12 protein-coding genes are annotated in these 12,663 nt (G+C 72.9%); 7 read left to right on the plus strand and 5 right to left on the minus strand.

Going from position 1 to position 12,663, the window contains the following annotated elements; all coding sequences use genetic code 11:
• Positions 1–107 precede the first annotated feature (107 nt).
• The 3 genes from QP089_RS05390 to QP089_RS05400 all read right to left on the minus strand — a co-directional run bounded on the left by QP089_RS05390 (position 108) and on the right by QP089_RS05400 (position 3,535).
• Positions 108–1,520 carry an NAD(P)/FAD-dependent oxidoreductase gene (locus tag QP089_RS05390; protein ID WP_285910179.1) on the minus strand — a complete coding sequence of 471 codons (1,413 nt, stop codon included), beginning with the start codon at positions 1,518–1,520 and terminating at the stop codon, positions 108–110.
• 77 nt (positions 1,521–1,597) lie between these two features.
• A complete protein-coding gene (locus tag QP089_RS05395) occupies positions 1,598–2,068 on the minus strand; it encodes an Lrp/AsnC family transcriptional regulator (RefSeq protein ID WP_285910180.1) in 471 nt (156 codons plus the stop codon).
• 45 nt (positions 2,069–2,113) lie between these two features.
• Positions 2,114–3,535: an amidase gene (locus QP089_RS05400; RefSeq protein WP_285910181.1), complete on the minus strand. Its 1,422-nt coding sequence runs from the start codon at positions 3,533–3,535 to the stop codon at positions 2,114–2,116.
• A gap of 185 nt (positions 3,536–3,720) precedes the next feature.
• Between QP089_RS05400 and QP089_RS05405 the strand changes: the two genes are divergently transcribed.
• Positions 3,721–4,296 (plus strand): TetR/AcrR family transcriptional regulator, encoded by a 576-nt coding sequence (locus tag QP089_RS05405; protein WP_285910183.1) that lies wholly within the window; start codon positions 3,721–3,723, stop codon positions 4,294–4,296.
• A gap of 28 nt (positions 4,297–4,324) precedes the next feature.
• On the opposite strand, the gene QP089_RS05410 is transcribed toward QP089_RS05405, so the two are convergent.
• Positions 4,325–4,945, minus strand: a complete 621-nt coding sequence (locus QP089_RS05410) for a TetR/AcrR family transcriptional regulator (RefSeq protein ID WP_285910185.1) — start codon at positions 4,943–4,945, stop codon at positions 4,325–4,327.
• Between the two features lie 304 nt (positions 4,946–5,249).
• Between QP089_RS05410 and QP089_RS05415 the strand changes: the two genes are divergently transcribed.
• From QP089_RS05415 to QP089_RS05440, 6 genes are read left to right on the plus strand one after another with little or no spacing between them, the layout of a single operon-like run.
• Positions 5,250–6,866, plus strand: coding sequence for an ABC transporter substrate-binding protein (locus QP089_RS05415; protein ID WP_285910186.1), 1,617 nt, complete (start codon positions 5,250–5,252; stop codon positions 6,864–6,866).
• Positions 6,866–7,828 (plus strand): ABC transporter permease, encoded by a 963-nt coding sequence (locus QP089_RS05420; RefSeq protein ID WP_285910187.1) that lies wholly within the window; start codon positions 6,866–6,868, stop codon positions 7,826–7,828. Before QP089_RS05415 ends, QP089_RS05420 begins: the two co-directional genes overlap by 1 nt.
• Positions 7,825–8,694 carry an ABC transporter permease gene (locus QP089_RS05425; RefSeq protein WP_285910188.1) on the plus strand — a complete coding sequence of 290 codons (870 nt, stop codon included), beginning with the start codon at positions 7,825–7,827 and terminating at the stop codon, positions 8,692–8,694. Before QP089_RS05420 ends, QP089_RS05425 begins: the two co-directional genes overlap by 4 nt.
• Entirely contained in the window at positions 8,691–9,674 is a 984-nt protein-coding gene (locus QP089_RS05430) for an ABC transporter ATP-binding protein (RefSeq protein WP_285910189.1), read from the plus strand. Before QP089_RS05425 ends, QP089_RS05430 begins: the two co-directional genes overlap by 4 nt.
• The gene (locus QP089_RS05435) at positions 9,671–10,492 is read left to right on the plus strand and encodes an ABC transporter ATP-binding protein (RefSeq protein ID WP_285910190.1); all 822 of its coding nucleotides are present in this window, start codon (positions 9,671–9,673) and stop codon (positions 10,490–10,492) included. The genes QP089_RS05430 and QP089_RS05435 overlap by 4 nt, the downstream gene beginning before the upstream one ends.
• Positions 10,493–10,520: 28 nt before the next feature.
• Positions 10,521–12,149 (plus strand): CocE/NonD family hydrolase, encoded by a 1,629-nt coding sequence (locus tag QP089_RS05440; protein WP_285910191.1) that lies wholly within the window; start codon positions 10,521–10,523, stop codon positions 12,147–12,149.
• 17 nt (positions 12,150–12,166) lie between these two features.
• Here QP089_RS05440 and QP089_RS05445 read toward each other — a convergent pair whose 3' ends face one another.
• Positions 12,167–12,526 (minus strand): hypothetical protein, encoded by a 360-nt coding sequence (locus tag QP089_RS05445; RefSeq protein WP_285910192.1) that lies wholly within the window; start codon positions 12,524–12,526, stop codon positions 12,167–12,169.
• Positions 12,527–12,663: the final 137 nt, after the last annotated feature.

The raw sequence follows: 12,663 nt of genomic DNA on the forward strand, positions 1-12,663 counted from the left end.
GGACGCGGGTGCCGCGTTGTTTCGGGGTTGGAGGTACCGGCGGTGGTCTCGTGCCGGGTCCGGACGGTGTGGGCGTGGGTGGCTGCGAGTGGTTTGTTCGTCCAGGGTTAGCTGTCGAAGCCCAGGCCGAGGGTGTCCATGGTTCGCAGCCACAGGTTGCGGCGGCCGCCGTTGCGGTCGGCGGCGGCCATGGAGCGGCGGGTCAGTTCGATGCCGAGCCAGCGCAGCGGTTCGGGCGGGAACGGGACGGGCTTGGTGCGCACCATCGTGAGCCGGGTGCGCGGGGTGTCCAGGCCGTCGAGCCGGTCGAGCATGACCTGGGCCGCGAAGCGGGTGGCGCCGACGCCGAGGCCGGTGAAGCCGAGCGCGTAGGCGGCCCGGCCCTGCGCGGCGGTGCCGAAGAAGGCGGAGAAGCGGGTGCAGGTGTCGATGACGCCGCCCCAGGTGTGGGTGAACCGGACGCCTTCGAGCTGCGGGAACGTGCGGAAGAAGTTCGCGGCCAGCAGGCGGAAGGTGGCCGGGCGCTGGTCGAGGTCGCCCGAGAGGCGCGAGCCGTAGTGGTAGACGGCGTCGTAGCCGCCCCACAGGATCCGGTTGTCGGCGGTCAGCCGGTAGTAGTGGAACTGGCTGCCGCTGTCGGACATGCCGTACCGGTTCCGCCAGCCGATGGAGCCGAGCCGGGCGTCCGTGAGCGGCTCGGTCACCATCGCGTAGTCGTACACCGGGACGACGTACGGGCGCACCCGGTGGACGAGCGACGGGAACGCGTTGGTGGCGAGGGCGACGCGGCGCGCCACGACGCGGCCGTAGGCGGTGGTGACGATCATCGACGGTCCGCGCGTCTTCAACGACGTGGCGGGGGTGCGTTCGTAGATGCGGACGCCGAGCCGGACGCACGCGTCCCGCAGTCCCCAGGCGAGCCGCGCCGGGTTGACCAGCGCGGTGCCGTCCCGGTCGAGCAGCCCGGCGAGGTAGGTCGGCGACGCGACCTCGGCCCGGACCTGCTCGGCGTCGAGGAACTCGGGGGACAGGCCGTGGCGGCGCGCGGTCTCGGCCTCCTCGCGCAGCTCGCGCACCTGGTGGGGGCGGGTGGCGACGTTCAGCTCGCCGGTGCGTTCCCAGTCGCACTCGATGCCGTACCGGCGGATCGCGTCCTCGATCTCGTCCAGGTTCCGCGTCCCGAGCCGTTCCAGCTCGGCCAGCTCGCCGGGCCAGCGGGCGAGGCCGTTGCCGAAGCCGTGCGTGAGGCTGGACGAGCAGAACCCGCCGTTGCGTCCGGACGCCGCCCAGCCGACCTCGCGCGCTTCGACGAGGACGACGTCGCGGCCGGGGTCGCGTTCCTTGGCGAGCAGTGCCGTCCACAGTCCGCAGTAGCCGCCGCCGACGACCACGAGGTCGCAGCGCTCCTCGCCGGCGAGGGCGGGGGAGGCCGCCGGGCGCGCCGGGTCGTCCAGCCAGAAGGGGACGGGTTCGGCGTGCACGAGCGCGCGTGCGGGATCAGCGGCGTTGAGCGGTGACATGCCACTAATTTAGCGGCTCAAGCGGTCGATTTCACTAATCCAGTTGCAACAAGGTGGGCTAGCTACTGATTCAGTGGTCAGTGCGTGCCCCATCGGTAGCTCTCCTTGCGGAGCTGGAGGTAGACGAACGTCTCGGTGCCCCGCACCCCGGGGATCGACCGGATGCGGCTCGCCAGCACCTCCGCCAGGTGCGCGTCGTCGTCGCAGACGATCTCGCAGAGGATGTCGAAGCCGCCCGCGCACAGCACGACGTAGATCGTCTCCGGCATGTCCGACAGCGCGGACGCGACGGGTTCGAGGGCGCCCGCCACCTTCACCCCGACCATCGCCTGCCGGTGCCCGCCGACCACCAGCGGGTCGGTGACCGCGACGATCTGCATCACGCCGGCCTCGGTCATCCGCTGCACCCGCTGCCGGACGGCCGCCTCCGACAGGCCGACCGCCTTCGCGATCGCCCCGTAGGAGCGCCGGCCGTCCTCCTGCAGCTGCTCGATGATCTGCCAGGAGATGGCGTCGAGGTCCGGCCCGGCCGTGCTCTTCCTGCTCATCGCCCGATCATCGCAGGGCCTCCGCGCGGGCGGCGGGCGGACGGGTCAGCCGAGCAGCGGCGCGGTGAAGGCGGGGGCGCGGTCCTCGACGGTCTGGGCGGCGTCGAGGACGAGGTCCTCGGCGAACCGGCCGCCGATGAGCTGGACGCCGATCGGCAGGCCGTCCGCCAGCGCCGCCGGTACCGAGACGCCGGGGAAGCCGAGGACGGGCAGCGACGTCATCGGCCACTGCGCCGCGACGAGGTTCCGCCCGCGCTCGGGGTCGAGGATGTCGGCGTCCTGCTCGAAGGGCGGCTCGGCCGAGACGGGCGTCAGCAGGATCATCCCGGTGCCGAGCAGCTCCTGGAGCCGGGTGATCAGCGTCGCGCGGCGGGCCCAGCCCTGGACGTACGTCGCGAGGTCGGGCTTCTCGCCCCAGAGCCCGGCGGCGTACTCGTAGGCGTACCGCATGTGGACGCGCAGCCCCTCGTCGGCCATGTCCAGCATGGCGGGCAGTCCCGGACGCATCTCCTCGAACAGCAGCAGCGACCACAGCCGCGCCGCCTCGGCCAGCAGCGGAAGCTCGATCTCCTCGACCTCGTAGCCCGCGTCCGCGAGCCACCGCGCGGCGTCGTCCACGGCCGCGTCGACGGCGGGGTGCGACTTGACGATGCCGACGTCCCGCACGACCCCGACGCGGATCGGCCGCCCGTCGCGCGCCGGCGCCGCCGGAAGCGCGGGCACGCCGAACGGGTCGCGCAGGTCGGCGCCCGCCATCGCGTGCAGGCCCAGGCGCGCGTCGGCGACCGTCCGGGCCATCGGCCCCTGCACGGCCCACGCCTGGACGGTGAGGGACGGCTCGGGCCCCATGTCCTCGGGAGCGGTCCAGTTGGAGATCAGCCCGACCGTCGGGCGGACGCCGACGACGCCGCAGCAGCCGGCGGGGAACCGGATCGAGCCGCCGATGTCGTTGCCCTGCGCCAGCGGCGCCATTCCGGCGGCGAGCGCGCTGGCGGCGCCGCCGCTGGAGCCGCCGGGGGTGTGCGCGGCGCTCCACGGGTTGAGGGTCCGGCCGTGCGGCTCGTTCGTGGAGAACCAGCGCACCGAGAACGCGGGGACGTTGCTGCGGCCGAGGAACACCGCGCCCGCGGAGCGGAGCGCCGCGATGGACGCGTCGTCCTGCGCGGCCCTCATCCCCGCCATGGCGGCGACGCCGTGCGTCATCAGGGCGCCGCGCTGCGGGGTGTTGATCTTGGTGGTGGTCGGGACGCCGTGCAGCGGGCCGAGCTCGGCGCCGGCGGCGGCCGCCGCGTCCGCGCGGTGCGCGTCGGCCAGGGTCTCCTCCGGGCGGACGTCGGCGAGCGCGTTCAGCTCCGGGTTCACGGCCTCGACCCGGCCCAGGCAGGACTCGGCCGCCTCGACCGCCGAGACCTTCCGGTCGCGGATCAGCGCGGCGACCTCGGTGACGGGCAACTGCCAGAGTTCCATGCCTGCTCCTAGGGACGTCTCGTGGCGCACGCGGTGCGCGGCTCGTGGTGCGCGGGCGGGTGGTGCGCGGGCGGGGTGGTGCGCGTGCGGTGCGCCGAGCACCGGCGATGGCGTGGAGCGTACGTCATGTAACGCTGATGTACAACGGTGTTGTATGACGCGTTTCCCGGCGTTACGCTGCCGTCATGCCGGTGGAGATCGATATCGACCAGCGCCTCGCGACCATCGCCGACGCCACCCTGGAGATCGTGGCGGCGGACGGCCTCGACGGCGTGTCCATCCGGGCCGTCGCCAAGCGGATCGGCGGCTCGACGACCCTCGTCACCAACTACCTGCCCACCCGGGAGGCCCTGCTGCGCAACGCCATAGAGCACGCGATGCACGGCTGGGCCGCCGAGATGGACCAGGCCGTCGAGGTCGCCGCCGCCCCGGACCGGCTGCTCGCGATGGCCCGCTGGGCGTGCTCCACCACCGGCAACGACGAGGTGCTGCGCCGGCTGTTCATGGAGATCCTCGGCCGCGGCGGCCCCGGCTCTGACTCGCTCAAGGCCCTCAACGAGGACGGCCGGCAGAACCACGAGATGCTGGCCGCCGCCGCGCGCGACGCGGGCGCCGCCGACCCCGCGTTCGCCGCCGACGTCCTGCACCTGGTGTTCCGCGGCTTCTACGTCGCCGGCCTGGAAGACCCGGAGCGCTGGAACAGCGAGCGCATGACCCCCCTCATCGACCGGCTCGTCCGGCTGCTGACCACCGGCCCGTAGCAAGGAGGCACGGATGGACCCGAACCGGCTACCGCGACACCCCGGCCCCGGACGGCGGGGCGGCGTGCGCGGCCTCGAGCGCGGCGAGCATCTGCGCGGCGAGCGCCTTCATACCGGCCTGCCGCGTCGCGGGGAAGGGCAGCGGCGCGAGGGTGGAATGCCCGAACGCCATGCAGATCAGGGCGTAGGCGAGTTGCAGGCTCTCCGCCGAACCGCAGCCGGGGACGGCGGCGCGGATCGTCTCGGCGATCTCGCGTTCGAGCCGGCTGTAGCTGTCGTAGATCCGACCGCGCAGCCGCACGTCGTGCATCGCGCCGCTGATGAGCGCCTCGATGACGAGATCGTCCTCGTTGCGCGCCATCTGCGGGCCGAACAGGTAGTCCACCAGCGCGGGCAGCCGCGCGGCCGGTTCCCGGTCGTTCAGCGCCTCCCGCATCGAGGCGAAGTACGGGGTGATGACGTGGTCCCACAGCGCGTCGACGAGCGCGTCGCGGTTGCCGACGTAGTGCCGGACGTGCGAGCGGCTCATCCCGGCCGCCGCGGCGATCCGCTCCTGCGTGCTGCCCGCCAGGCCGTGCCGGGCGACTGACCGGGCGGCGGCCCGCAGGATCTGCTCGCGCCGCTCCGCGGCGAGGCTCGGCCGTCCCAACGGTCCCCCTTTTTCGCCCCGATAGTTCTGCAGAACGGAAGTTCAACGCGCGCTTCAGGATAGCGCCGTGATCCTTCGGAAGGAGAACGAGGATGCCCCCGGCCTGACGCACCGCCATTTTGTTTAGCGGTATTGACAATCAACTCCGAACGAACCACGCTGCGATTCCCCTCGCATCGCACCGGTCACCCGGTAACCCCGATCACCTCGGGCCACCCCCCCGGTCACCTCCGATCCTCTCCGGTTCTCTCCGGGCCGCCCGCCCGTCGCGCACGGCCCGTCCACCACCCGAAGGGTCCACCCCATGACACGTTCACGTCTGGCCGCGATCACCGCGATCCTCGCCGGCTCCTGCACGCTCGCCGCGTGCGCGGACGGCGGCGGCGGCACCGCGGCGGCCGCCCCCACCGTCACCACGTCCATGCCGGCCCCGACCGGCGACGTCGACACCGTCACCTGGAACCTGCCGCCCGGCGAGCCGCCCACGCTCGACCCGGCGCAGTCGGCGATCGAGTCCGTCAGCACGCCGCTGGCGAACATGTGCGAGGGGCTGTTCAGCTTCGGCCCGAACTACGAGCGCGAACCGGCCCTCGCCACCTCGTTCGACCACCCCGACGACCTCACCTACGTGATCCACCTGCGCGAGGGCGTGAAGTTCTGGGACGGCAAGCCCGTCACCCCGGACGACGTCGTCTACAGCGTCAAGCGCCTCCTCGATCCGAAGCTCGGCTCGTCCTGGATCGGCTGGGCGGAGCGGATGCGGAGCATCGAGGCCACCGGCGCCCACGAGATCACCATCAAGATGAAGAAGCCGGACGTCCTGGTCCCGAACTTCTTCTCCACGCCCGCGTTCGACGTCGTGGAGAAGGCGTTCGCGGAGTCGGCCGGCAAGAGCTTCGGCGCGGCCGGGCGCGGCGTGATGTGCACCGGCCCCTACAAGCTCGCGAGCTGGACGCAGGGCCAGAACCTCGTCCTCACCCGCAACGACGCCTGGTGGAACACCAAGGTGAAGCCGAAGGTGAAGAACGTCAGGTTCACCTTCATCACCGACCCGTCCGCGCAGACGGCGGCGCTGGACAGCGGCGACGTGGACGGCCAGTTCAACGTCCCGCGCGCCGCGCACGTCCGCCTCAAGGACAAGGGGCACCTGCTGTTCGGGCAGAGCCTCTCGCCGACGTTCATCTCGGTGCTGAACCAGAACGGCACGCTGTCGGACCCGGCGGCGCGGCAGGCGCTCCAGGCGCTCATCGACTACAAGGGCATCATCAAGTCGGTCTACCAGGGCGCGGCGCAGCCGCTGCGGGCGCTGGTCCCGCCGGCGGCGTGGGGCTACGGCAAGGACGTCTACCAGCAGGCGTACGACCAGCTGCCGGTGCCGGCCCAGGACCTGGAGAAGGCCAAGTCGCTCATCGCGAAGGCGCCCAAGGCCAAGGGCAAGGTCGTGCTGGCGTACACGACGGCGATCGAGGAGGAGTCGCGGATCGCGACGGCGATCGCCGACGCCGCCACGCAGGCCGGCATGCACATCCAGCTGAAGCCGCTCACCGCCGAGCAGTACGGCGCGATGTTCTCCTCGCCGCAGGCCCGCGCCGGCGTCGACCTGTTCCTGTCGACCGGGTACCTCGACTTCCCCGAGCCGCTCACCTACTACCAGTTCTTCACGACCGGGAACTTCTACAACTTCCCGGCGTACAGCAACAAGGAGTACGACGCCGCCATCCAGGCCGCGATCGCCACCGCCGACCCGTCCGCCCGCGCGCGCGAGGTCACCAAGGCGCAGACCATCATGGCGCGCGACCTGGTCAACGTCCCGATCGCGACGCAGTACGTCAACGTCTTCTACAAGTCGGGCCTGACCGGGCTCGTCCCGCGGCAGAACTACCTGTACACGCCGTGGGCGACCACCCTCGGCGGCAAGTGATGACGGCCCGGGCACTCGCGCCCTGGATCGGGAAACGGGCGCTGGGCGCGGTGCTGACCGTCCTGGTCGCGTCGGTCCTGATCTACGGGGCGCTGCGGCTCGTCCCCGGCGATCCGGTGCTGGCGGTGACGTCCGGGCGGCGCCTCACCCCCGGCCAGATCGACGCGCTGCGGCACGCCTACGGGCTCGACCGGGGGTTCGCGCAGGGCTACGCCGCCTGGATCGGCGACGCGCTCCGCCTGGACCTCGGCCGGTCGCTGACGTACCAGACGAGCGTGTCGTCGCTGATCGGGAGCCGGCTCGGCGTGTCCGGCCTGCTGATCGCGTACTCGGCGGTCCTCGCCGTCGTCCTCGGGTCGGCGGTCGCGCTGGTGTCGGCGGTGAAGGGCGGCCTGGTCGACCGGATCGCGACGATCGCCGCGTCCCTCACCACCGCGACGCCGCCGTTCGTCGTCGCCATCGTGCTGCTGTCGGCGTTCGCGGTCGGGCTCGGCTGGTTCCCCTCGACGGGGGCGGGCACCGGCATGCCCGACCGGCTGTGGCACCTGACGCTGCCCGCCGTCGCGATGGCGATCGCCGCGTTCGGCGTGCTGGCCCGGGTCGGCAACGCGGCGTTCGCCGACGAGCTGGGCCGCGAGCACGTGCAGGCCGCGCGCAGCCGGGGCGTGGACGGCGCCGCGCTGATCCGCCGGCACGTCGTCCGCAACGCGCTCGGGCCGATGCTCACCGTCATCGGGGTGCTGGTGGCGAGCCTGTTCGTCGGCACCGCCGTCATCGAGACCGCGTTCGGCCTCGACGGCGTCGGGTCGCTGCTGGTCACCTCCGTGTCCCGGCGGGACTTCCCGGTCGTGCAGGGCATCGCGCTGCTCGGGGTGCTGCTGTTCGTCGTGGTGAACACGCTGGTGGACCTGGCGCTGCCGTTCATCGACCCGCGCGTGACGGTGGGAGGGCCGCGCCGATGACCCTGACGATCCCCGCGCTGCGGGCGCGCGGCGCGAAACAGCGCCGCCGCCGCCCGCTCGGCGTCTCGCTCGCGATCGCGTTCCTGGTGGCCGCCGCCGTCACCGGCGCGCTCGCCCCGCTGCTCGCGCCGCACCCGCCGAACGCCACGAGCCTGCTGGACTCGCTGGCGCCGCCCGGCACGTCCGGGCACCTGCTCGGCACCGACTCCACCGGACGCGACGTGCTGTCCCGGCTGATGCACGGGGCGCGGCTGTCGCTGCTCGCGCCGCTCGGCGTGGTGCTGCTGTCCGGCGTGCTCGGGACGGCGGTCGGGCTGCTGGCCGCCCGCGCCGGCGGCTGGGTCGACGCCGTGCTGTCGCGCGTGATGGACATCGTGTTCTCGTTCCCGAGCCTGCTGCTGGCGATGCTGGTCGTCGCGGTGTTCGGGCCCGGGCTCACCGCCCCGATCTGCGCGCTCGCCGTCAGCTACACGCCGTTCCTCGGACGGGTCGTGCGCAGCGTCGCGCTCCAGGAGGGCGCCCGCCCGTACATGGAGAGCTACCGGGCGATGGGCTTCGGCGAGCTGTGGACGACCGTCCGGCACCTGCTGCCGAACATGCTGCCGGTGCTGCTCGCGCAGAGCGCCCTGTCGTTCGGCTACGCGATGGTCGACCTGGCGTCGCTGTCCTACCTCGGGCTCGGCGTCCGCCCGCCCGCCGCCGACTGGGGCTCGATGATCAGCCAGGCGCAGAGCGCGATCCTGCAGGGCTCGCCGTGGAGCGGGCTCATCCCCGGCATCGCCGTGCTGCTCACCGTCATCAGCGTCAACGTGCTCGGCGAGCACATCGGCGGATCCATCTCCAGGAAGAGGAGTGAGGGGGCGTGACGGTGCTCGCGAAAGAGGAGACGGCGCGCCGGGACGCCCTCGGCGTCACCGGACTCGGCCTGCGGATCGGCGCGCTGCCGCTGCTCGACGGGGTCACCGTCCGGGTCGGGCGCGGCGAGACGGTCGGGCTGGTCGGCGAGTCGGGGTCGGGCAAGTCGCTGACGGCCCGCTCCGCGCTCGGGATGTTCCCGCGCGGCGCGACGGCCACCGGGTCGGTCGCGGTCGGCGGCGTCGACGTGCTCGCCGCCGGGCGCGCCGCGCTGCGCGACCTGCGCCGCACCCGCGCGTCGATGATCTTCCAGGACCCGCGGGCCGCGATCAACCCGGTGCGGCGCGTCGGCGACTACGTCTCCGAGGGGCTGCGGGCGCGCGGCGTGCCGTCCCGCGAGGCCGCCGCCACCGCCGTGCGGCTGCTGGACCAGGTCGGCATCCGGGACCCGCGCGGCGCGCTGCGCCGCTACCCGCACGAGTTCTCCGGCGGCATGCTGCAGCGCGTCGTCATCGCCGGGGCCCTCGCCACCGAACCGGAGCTGCTGCTCGCCGACGAGCCCACGACCGCGCTCGACGTCACCACGCAGGCCGAGGTCATCGCGCTGCTGAAGGACATGCAGCGCACCCGCGGCACCGGGATGCTGTTCGTCACCCACGACCTCGACCTGGCCGCCGCCATCTGCGACCGCGTCTACGTCATGTACGCCGGGCGGATCGTCGAGGAGGCCGCCGGCGCCGCGCTGTTCTCCTCGCCCGCGCACCCGTACACGCGGGCGCTGCTGGAGGCGAGCCCGTCCGTGCACGGCGAGAGGGCCGAGATCAAGGCGATCAGGGGACGTCCCCGCTCGCTGGCCGAGGCCCCGTCCGGCTGCGCGTTCCGCGACCGCTGCCCGCTCGCGGACGACGACTGCGCCGAGTCGGTGCCCGCCGTCCGCCCGCACGCGGCGTCGGCCGTCGCGTGCCTCCGTCCCGAGGAGGTGACGCGATGACCACCGCCGACGAGCCGGTGCTGAGCGTGTCATCGCTGGTCAAGCGGTTCGGCGACGTCACCGCCGTGGAGGACGTCTCCTTCGATCTGATGCCCGGCGCGTCGCTCGGGATCGTCGGGGAGTCCGGCTCCGGCAAGACGACGACGGCCCGGATCCTCGCCGGCCTCGAGGAACCGACGTCCGGGACCGTCACGCTCGCCGGCGAACCCGTGCTGAACCGCTCGCGCCGCGCCCGGCTCCGGCGCGCCCGCCTCCTGCAGATGATCTTCCAGGATCCGTACGGGTCGTTCGACCCGCGGCAGACGATCGCCGAGTCCATCGCCGAACCGCTGCGGCTGCACGCGCCGGACCTGTCCGCCAAGGAGCGGCGCGCCCGCGTCGCCGACCTGCTGGACCAGGTCGGCCTCAGCGAGCGCGCGGGGGAGTCGCCGCCCCGCGAGCTGTCCGGCGGGCAGCGGCAGCGCGCCGCGATCGCCCGCGCGCTCGGCATCCGGCCGCGCGTGCTCGTCCTGGACGAGGCGGTCGCCGCGCTCGACGTGTCCATCCAGGCCCAGATCCTCACCCTGCTGGACGAGCTGCGCCGCGACACCGGCATCGCCTACGTCTTCGTCTCCCACGACCTCGCCGTCGTCCGCCACATCACCGACACCGCCGTGGTGATGCGGCACGGCCGCATCGTCGAGCGCGGCGACACCGAACGGATCCTGCGCGACCCGCAGCACCCCTACACGCGGCTGCTGCTCGACTCCATCCCCGTGCCCGGCTGGGACCTCGAGCGGGTGGCGCGCGACCGCCGCGCCCTCGACCCGTCCCACTGAGGCACCCCCCAACCCCTCCGGAGAACCCGTGCTGAACATCGAGCGGGTCGGCCCCGCCGCCGTGCCCGCCGACGCCGACCAGGTCATGATCCCCATGCGGGATGGCGTCCGGCTGGCCGCCGACCTCTACCGCGCCGGCTCGTCCCCGGGGCCCGCCGTCCTGGTCCGGCTGCCCTACGACAAGGACGGCGCCTACTGCTTCATGCCGCAGATCGGCCGCTACTTCGCGGCGCGCGGCTACACCGCCGTCATCCAGGACGTCCGGGGCAAGTACCGCTCCGAGGGCGCCACCGAGTTCGGCGTCCACGAGGCCGACGACGGGTACGACACCGTTCAATGGGTCGCCGAACAGCCGTGGTGCAACGGCGACGTCGTCATGTGGGGTGACTCCTACTACGGGTACACCACCATCGCCGCCGCGATCAGCGGCCATCCCGCTCTCAAGGCGATCTCGCCGCGCGTCACCGGCTCGCAGTTGTCCACCGTGCTGGAATACGGAAACGGCACGCGCGACGTCGAGCAGACGAGCCGCAAAATGTACTTCGCCACCCACTACGTGGACGCCGACCGCTACGAATGGGAGCCCGACTGGGCGAGCCGCCCGCTCCGCGCGACGTTCGACGAATTCTTCGGGCAGCTCGGGAAAAGGTCCCCCTGCTTCGACGCCGAGTTCTCGGGCGAGTCCCGGTTCGTGCCGCCGCCGCTGAAGGCGCTGCTCGAAAGCCGTCCCGTGCCGACGTTGTACACGATCGGATGGTTCGACAACTGCGCCATCTGGTCCTGGCACGACGTCCGCGCCCTGTCCCGCGATCCTGGCTGGTCAGAGCACCTGTACCTGCGGATGGAGGCCATCGACCACGAGAACTACCGGCTGCGCGACGCCCCGGTCGGCCCGTCCGACGACCACGCCGCCGACCCGGCGGCCCTTGAGCGCATGCTGCCCGGCTACCTCGACCCGGCGATCGAGTTCTTCGACGCCGTCCTCGGCGGTTCCGTGGAAAGGCTGCCGCACGTTCGCTACGAGATATGCCACGGCGAATGGCGGGAGGACGACGTCTGGCCGCCCCGCCAGGCCAACGCAATCGAGTACTTCCTGACTCCCGACGGCCTTTCCACCGAACCGCTGGAGCGGGAGAGCGCCGCGCAATGGACGCACGACCCGTCCGATCTGGTTCCGTCGGCGTCCACGAACCCTTTCGCCGTCCTCTTCGACCGGTCGGACCTGAGCGCCATCGGACGGCGCGACGACGTCCTGCGCTTCACCGGCCCCGCCTCCACCGAGGACACCGACCTCATCGGCGCCGTCACCGTGCTGCTGCACCTGTCGGCACCGGCCGGTGCGCACATTCACGCCCGCCTGCTCGACGTGGCGCCGGACGGCGCCGCATTCCTCATCGCCAAAGGCCAGGTGCGTTTCGACGCGCCGCACGACGCGGCCGTCCTCGACCTCCAGGAGGTCGGCTACCGGCTCCGCGCGGGCCACCGGCTCGCCCTCGACGTCATGAGCAGCGACTTCCCGGAGTACGTCGCGGAATGCCCGGCGGGCGCCGACCCGTGGACGTCCCGCCCCGGCGCCCCGGTGACCCGGCGGATCACGCTGGGCGGCTCCCGGCCGTCCCGCCTGCGCATCGGCGCCGGCCCGCTCGGCGACCGGTAGGCGCGACCCGGGGCGGGTCAGTTGATGTTCAGGTCGCCGTTGACGTCGCGGAGCTGGACGACCTTCTCAGCGCGGCCGTTGAAGACGTTGACCACGCCGTCGTCGGACGCCTCGGCGCGGGTCTGGGCGTGGTTCCAGACCGCCTCCAGCTCGGCGCGCAGCGCGGGATCCTCGTCCAGCAGGCGCCGGACGGCGCCCTCGAGCGCGGGGATCTCGCCGGCGTCCTCGGTGGCCCTGGCCAGGGCGTCCTCGTCCGCCGCCCGCCCCCGGAACCGCGCGCGGACGCGCCGGGACAGCTCGGCGACCGCGGCGCGCACCGGCTCCCCGGCGACTTCGACGGCTTTGCCCGCCATCGCCGTGGCGATGGCAACGGTCATCGGATCGCTCACCACCCCAGTGCACCACGCCGTCCCGCCGCCGCACAGGGCCGCTGGAAAATCGCGGCGCGCTGCTGGCAGACTCGCCCTGCGGCGGCGGAACGGCGCCGTGCCCAAGAGAAGACGACGCCCTCGAT

Origin of the sequence: Actinomadura opuntiae, from assembly GCF_030283205.1 — a bacterium.
Taxonomy (GTDB): Bacteria; Actinomycetota; Actinomycetes; order Streptosporangiales; family Streptosporangiaceae; genus Spirillospora.

Coding starts and splice junctions, on each gene's coding strand:
- QP089_RS05390 (WP_285910179.1), bottom strand. CDS start 1,520: ATGTCACCGCTCAACGCCGCTGATCCCGCACGCGCGCTCGTGCACGCC.
- QP089_RS05395 (WP_285910180.1), bottom strand. CDS start 2,068: ATGAGCAGGAAGAGCACGGCCGGGCCGGACCTCGACGCCATCTCCTGG.
- QP089_RS05400 (WP_285910181.1), bottom strand. CDS start 3,535: ATGGAACTCTGGCAGTTGCCCGTCACCGAGGTCGCCGCGCTGATCCGC.
- QP089_RS05405 (WP_285910183.1), top strand. CDS start 3,721: ATGCCGGTGGAGATCGATATCGACCAGCGCCTCGCGACCATCGCCGAC.
- QP089_RS05415 (WP_285910186.1), top strand. CDS start 5,250: ATGACACGTTCACGTCTGGCCGCGATCACCGCGATCCTCGCCGGCTCC.
- QP089_RS05420 (WP_285910187.1), top strand. CDS start 6,866: ATGACGGCCCGGGCACTCGCGCCCTGGATCGGGAAACGGGCGCTGGGC.
- QP089_RS05425 (WP_285910188.1), top strand. CDS start 7,825: ATGACCCTGACGATCCCCGCGCTGCGGGCGCGCGGCGCGAAACAGCGC.
- QP089_RS05435 (WP_285910190.1), top strand. CDS start 9,671: ATGACCACCGCCGACGAGCCGGTGCTGAGCGTGTCATCGCTGGTCAAG.
- QP089_RS05445 (WP_285910192.1), bottom strand. CDS start 12,526: ATGACCGTTGCCATCGCCACGGCGATGGCGGGCAAAGCCGTCGAAGTC.